This is a genomic window from Nonomuraea lactucae (assembly GCF_003313395.1).
Lineage (GTDB): Bacteria > Actinomycetota > Actinomycetes > Streptosporangiales > Streptosporangiaceae > Nonomuraea > Nonomuraea lactucae.
The window spans coordinates 1-5,039 of sequence record NZ_QNFZ01000794.1 but is presented as its reverse complement, the minus strand read 5'-3'; the positions used below and the strand labels follow the sequence as shown (position 1 = coordinate 5,039).

Sequence of the window (5,039 nt, the reverse complement as noted above, 5' to 3'; positions counted from 1 at the left end):
GTCGTCGGGCAGGGCCAGGCGCGGCAGGCGCGGCCGGCGCCAGGCGGCGCGCAGGGCGGTGGTGAGGTCGGAGGCGGACGACACGAGGCCGGTCAGCCGCTCGCGGAACGTCCTGCGCCGCGGCAGGTCGGCGACCAGGCGGTCCAGCTCGTCGCGGTTGCGGGCGCGGAGTGCCTGGTCCACGCGGCCGACGAACGTGTCGTGGGAGAGCCTGCCCTCGACGGCGCGGTCGCGGAGCTCGTCGATCGCGCGATCACGTTCGCCATCTGACGCGCGGAACGGCGGGTGCGTCGAGCTCATGCCCCGAGTATCGGCCTTTCCAGCGTTCTCTGTCCAGAAACCCCGAATCTGCCGGGGCTTCAGGCGAAATCAGTTGCCCGGCCGCTCAACATCGGCCAGGTCTACACGACGCTTTCCCGGATGGAGCGCGACGGCCTCGTCGCCCCCGGCGACGTGCACGCGCTGAAAGGCGTCGACCTCGACGTCTCGCGGGGCGAGCTGGTCGCGGTGATGCGAGGTCGGTTACGTCTTCCAGGACCTCAACCTGATCCCCGCGCTGACGGCCGCCGAGAACGTCATGCTGCCCCGTGAGCTCGACGGCGTCCGGGCCGGGCAGGCCAGGACAGAGGCGCTGGCCGTGCTGGCCGCGGTCGGGCGTGGTGACCGGGATCGCCCTGAACTGGCCCATGACGCGCATCGGTGCTCCCGGCCAGTCCCTCCTGGATCCGGGCCCCACCACGATCGCCGTGCCGTGGCTCTTCGTCGCCGTGGGCGTGCTGGGGCTGCCGCTGGTGGCCGCCGTGGTGGCGGGATCGTTCACGCGGACGCGGCTGGTGGTGGCACGTCGGCTGGTGTGAGCCGGTACTTCAGCGTCATCAGCACCGCCAGCAGGATGATCAGCGCCGGGGCCGCGGTCTGCCCGACGAGGACCGCGGTCACGGCGCTGTCCGGCTGCTGGACCGGCCTGCTGGCCTCCGACTCCACGAAGCCGCCCAGCGACAGCAGGCCGCCGAAGAGCAGCGCGCCGAACGAGCTGACCCCGCTCTCGATCGCCGTCCACAGCCCGGTGAACACCCCGGCCCGCCGCTTGCCCGTCGCCACGGCGTCCACCGCGATCACGTCCGCCAGCATCGAGAACTGCAGCAGCTGGACGCCCGCGAAGCCCAGGCCCACCACGAACAGCATGAGGTGGGCGTACCACGCGCCGAACACGGGCGTGGCCAGCGCTCCCATCGTGCCCGCGCCGAACAGGAGCCCGGCCAGGATCATCGCGCCGCGCTTGTCGAAGCGTCTGGCGAGCCGCACCCAGAGGGGCATCGTCAGCAGCATCGGCCCCACGATGGCCGCGAAGAGCGTGCTCGTCGCCTTCGGGTCGCCGAGGGTGTAGGCGGCGAAGTACGGCGCCGCGGCCAGCATCATGCTGACGGCCATCATCTGGGCGCAGCTCAGCGCCAGCAGCCAGACGAACGCCGGGTTGGTCCTGGCCGCCGCGATCTGGTCGCGCAGGCGCCCGCTGTCCGGTTCGGGGGCGCCGGTCATGGGGGCGCGGGCCGTGCCGAAGAACGAGCCGAGCATCGAGGCGAACAGCACGGCCGCGATGACCGCGGCCATCAGCCGGTAGCTGCCCAGCGTGCCGCCGCCGCCCTGGCTGTTGACGATGGCGGGGGCCAGGATGCCGCTGATCACGGTGGCCGCCCCGATGAAGACCAGCCGCCACTGCAGCAGGGAGGTGCGCTCGTGGTAGTCCGAGGTCATCTCCGCGGGCATCGCCTTGTACGGGACCTCGAACAGCGCGTACGCCGTCGCCGCGGCCATGAAGCACGCCCCGACGTAGAGCGCGGCCGGCAACCCCGTCACCGGCGGCCCGGCGAACACCAGGAAGAACGCGACCGGCAGCGTGCACGCGCCCGCCAGCAGCCACGGCCGCCGCGGGCCCAGCCGCGACGTCGTGCGATCGGACCAGCGCCCGACGAGCGGGTTGATCGCCAGGTCCCAGACCTTGGGCGCGGCGACCACGACCCCGGCCAGCCAGGCGGGCACGGCCAGGAAGTTCGTCATGTAGTAGAGCAGCAGCAGCCCGGGGACCGCGACGAAGGTCGCGGTGCAGAAGGACCCGACGCCGTAGCCGAGACGCACGCCTCTGGAGACGCCCTGCACGCCGATGGCAGGTGTGATCATGTGCCCATCTAAACCGAGCGAGCCCTTGTTCGGTAGGGCCCAGTTTCCGTCCGGCCGGACGCATCGGCTCCCGCCGGTCGGGCGCATCGGTTCCCGCCGGTCGGACGCATCGATTCCCGCCGGTCGGGCGCGTCAGGTTCGGCTAGTCGGACACGTTGGCGCACACCACGTGGGCGCAGATCTCGATCATCCGGCGCTCGCTGCGCGCGTCGGCCACCCGCGCCATGAGGATCGGCGCCTCGCTGGCCGCGAACTGCGGCAGCCGGGCGCGCACCATCCGGTGCAGGTCGCGGACCACGTCCTCGGCGGCCGACATGTGCACCTTCACGTGCAGCATGATGCCGGGAGCGCCGGACGCGGTGCGGGCCTCGGAGATCCAGACGTGGTGCACCAGCGGGAAGTCGATCAGCAGATGCGCGATGGCGCGCCGCAGGGCGGGCAGTATCGGGTGCGCGCAGCGCCGGTAGCCCGGATCCACCTGCTGCATCGGGCCCGACAGGTGCGGCCGCGGCGCAGGGATCCACGGCAGCGACGGCGCGTCCGGAGTGGCGGGCTCGACCTGGGCGAGCGCGGTCCCGCGCGACACCGTGGCCATCGCGCCCGTGGCGTACGCGGCGGGGGCGGCGCCCGACAGGACCGGCGTGGGCCCCGTCCGCGTCGAGGTCAGGAAGCGCTGCAGGTCGTCGATCGGCACGGCGGCCGCCGCCGGACCTGCGGCGTCGATCACGATCTCCCGCACGCCGGTGACGCGCTGGATGTCGAGGATGGTGTCGGCGTCACACGCCGACAGCGAATGGCTGCCCCGGTGCCTGGCGTAGGTCGCCGGCCCGGTGTATCCGAGCAGCACCCGGTCGCCGGCCTGGGTCGTGCCCAGGACGACAGAGCGGTCGGGTCGCACGGCCACCAGGACTCCACCCTCCGCCAGTGTCGCAAGCAGGCGATGCGGGGCGCCATGCTGTGCGAGCACGTCGGCAAGCGCAGGATTCCCGATGCTCATATGACGAACCATAGGTAGTCGGCCACGGCTTATCAGGCTAATGGCCAATAAATCTCCCGATCAAGACAAAGATGGGCACAGTGTGGATGAGTTTGCCGCCTCCCGGGTACGACGGGCGTCTCACATTGCGGGTCCCTCGTGAACGCGTTCACAAGCGCGGATAGACTCTGGGGGATCCCGAGGGGCTCGTCGACGCGTCCCTCCAACCCGCCGCATGCCGTAAGGATCCACTCGTGAACAAGCCCGTCGTACTGGTCGCTGAGGAGCTCTCGGAGGCTGGCCTCGCCGTGCTCGGCGCCGATTTCGAGGTCCGCCACACCGACGGCGCAGACCGTTCCCAGCTGCTGCCCGCGCTCGCCGGCGTGGACGCGCTCATCGTCCGTTCCGCCACCCAGGTCGACGCGGAGGCCATCGCCGCCGCGCCGAAGCTGCGCGTGGTCGCCCGCGCCGGCGTCGGCCTCGACAACGTGGACGTCGAGGCGGCCACGAAGGCCGGCGTGATGGTCGTCAACGCCCCGACCTCCAACATCACCAGCGCCGCCGAGCAGACTCTCGCGCTCATCCTCGCCAGCGCGCGCAACACGCCCCAGGCTCACGCCGCGCTCAAGAACGGCGAGTGGAAGCGGTCCAAGTACACCGGCGTCGAGCTCGACGGCAAGGTCGTCGGCATCCTCGGCCTCGGCAAGATCGGCCAGCTCGTGGCCCAGCGCCTGCAGCCGTTCGGCGTCGAGCTGATCGCCTACGACCCCTACCTGCCGCCGGCCCGGGCCGCGCAGATGGGCGTCAAGCTGGTCGGCCTCGACGAGGTCATCAGGCAGGCCGACTTCATCACCGTGCACCTGCCCAAGTCCAAGGAGACCGTGGGGCTCATCGGAGACAGGGAGCTGCACGCGGTCAAGCCGTCGGTGCGGATCATCAACGTGGCCCGCGGCGGCATCGTGGACGAGGCCGCGCTCTACTCCGCCATCAAGGAGGGCCGCGTGGCGGGCGCCGGGCTCGACGTGTACGCCAAGGAGCCCTGCACCGACAGCCCGCTGTTCGAGCTGGACCAGGTCGTCGCGACGCCGCACCTCGGCGCCTCCACGCACGAGGCCCAGGAGAAGGCCGGCACCCAGGTCGCGCGGAGCGTGAAGCTGGCGCTCGCCGGCGAGTTCGTGCCCGACGCGGTCAACGTCCAGGGCGGCGCGGTGGCCGAGGAGGTCAAGCCGGGCCTGCCGCTCGCGGAGAAGCTGGGCCGCGTCTTCACCGCCCTCGCGGGCGAGGTCGCCACCAAGCTCGACGTCGAGGTGCGCGGCGAGATCGCCTCGCAGGACGTGCGGGTGATCGAGCTGGCCGCGCTCAAGGGCGTCTTCAACGACGTGGTGGAGGACTCCGTCACGTACGTCAACGCGCCGCTGCTGGCCAAGGAGCGCGGTGTCAGCGTCGAGCTGGTGACCAGCTCCGACAGCCCCGACTGGCGCAACGTGGTGACCGTGCGCGGCGTGCTCGCCGACGGCCGCCAGGTCTCGGTCTCCGGCACCCTGTCCGGCCCCCGTCAGATCACCAAGATCGTGGAGGTCAACGGGTACGAGATGGAGATCGAGCCCACCGAGCACCTGTCGTTCTTCACCTACACCGACCGGCCCGGCATCGTGGGCGTCGTCGGCCGGCTCCTCGGCGAGCACGCGATCAACATCGCCTCGATGCAGGTGGCCCGGGACGCCAAGGGCGGCAAGGCGCTCATCGCGCTGACCGTCGACTCCGCCATCCCGGCCGAGGTGGCCGAGCAGATCGTGTCCGAGATCGGCGCCGAGAGCGGCCGCACGGTCAACCTGGAGGACTGAGCCCGACTGAGCCCCGGGCGGGCCGCCGCCGGAGCGCTCCG

At 71.6% G+C, this 5,039-nt stretch carries 5 protein-coding genes; 2 read left to right on the top strand and 3 right to left on the bottom strand.

The window, feature by feature from the left end; all coding sequences use genetic code 11:
- Window positions 1-300: DUF1707 SHOCT-like domain-containing protein (locus tag DQW85_RS27790; protein ID WP_162795432.1), on the bottom strand; the 300-nt coding region annotated here is incomplete at its 3' end.
- Between the two features lie 287 nt (window positions 301-587).
- Between DQW85_RS27790 and DQW85_RS44895 the strand changes: the two genes are divergently transcribed.
- Window positions 588-857 carry a hypothetical protein gene (locus tag DQW85_RS44895; protein ID WP_162795431.1) on the top strand — a complete coding sequence of 90 codons (270 nt, stop codon included), beginning with the start codon at window positions 588-590 and terminating at the stop codon, window positions 855-857.
- Here DQW85_RS44895 and DQW85_RS27780 read toward each other — a convergent pair.
- Complete coding sequence (locus tag DQW85_RS27780) at window positions 817-2,178, bottom strand: MFS transporter (protein WP_113702853.1); 1,362 nt, start codon at window positions 2,176-2,178, stop codon at window positions 817-819. The two genes, DQW85_RS44895 and DQW85_RS27780, sit on opposite strands and share 41 nt — an antisense overlap.
- Window positions 2,179-2,320: 142 nt before the next feature.
- Window positions 2,321-3,082, bottom strand: a complete 762-nt coding sequence (locus tag DQW85_RS27775; RefSeq protein WP_240197468.1) for a hypothetical protein — start codon at window positions 3,080-3,082, stop codon at window positions 2,321-2,323.
- Window positions 3,083-3,408: 326 nt separating this feature from the next.
- On the opposite strand from DQW85_RS27775, the gene serA reads away from it, so the two are divergent.
- On the top strand, window positions 3,409-4,998 hold the full coding sequence (serA, locus tag DQW85_RS27770; protein ID WP_113702851.1) for a phosphoglycerate dehydrogenase: 1,590 nt from the start codon (window positions 3,409-3,411) through the stop codon (window positions 4,996-4,998).
- Window positions 4,999-5,039: the final 41 nt, after the last annotated feature.

Coding starts and splice junctions, on each gene's coding strand:
- DQW85_RS27780 (WP_113702853.1), bottom strand. CDS start 2,178: ATGATCACACCTGCCATCGGCGTGCAGGGCGTCTCCAGAGGCGTGCGT.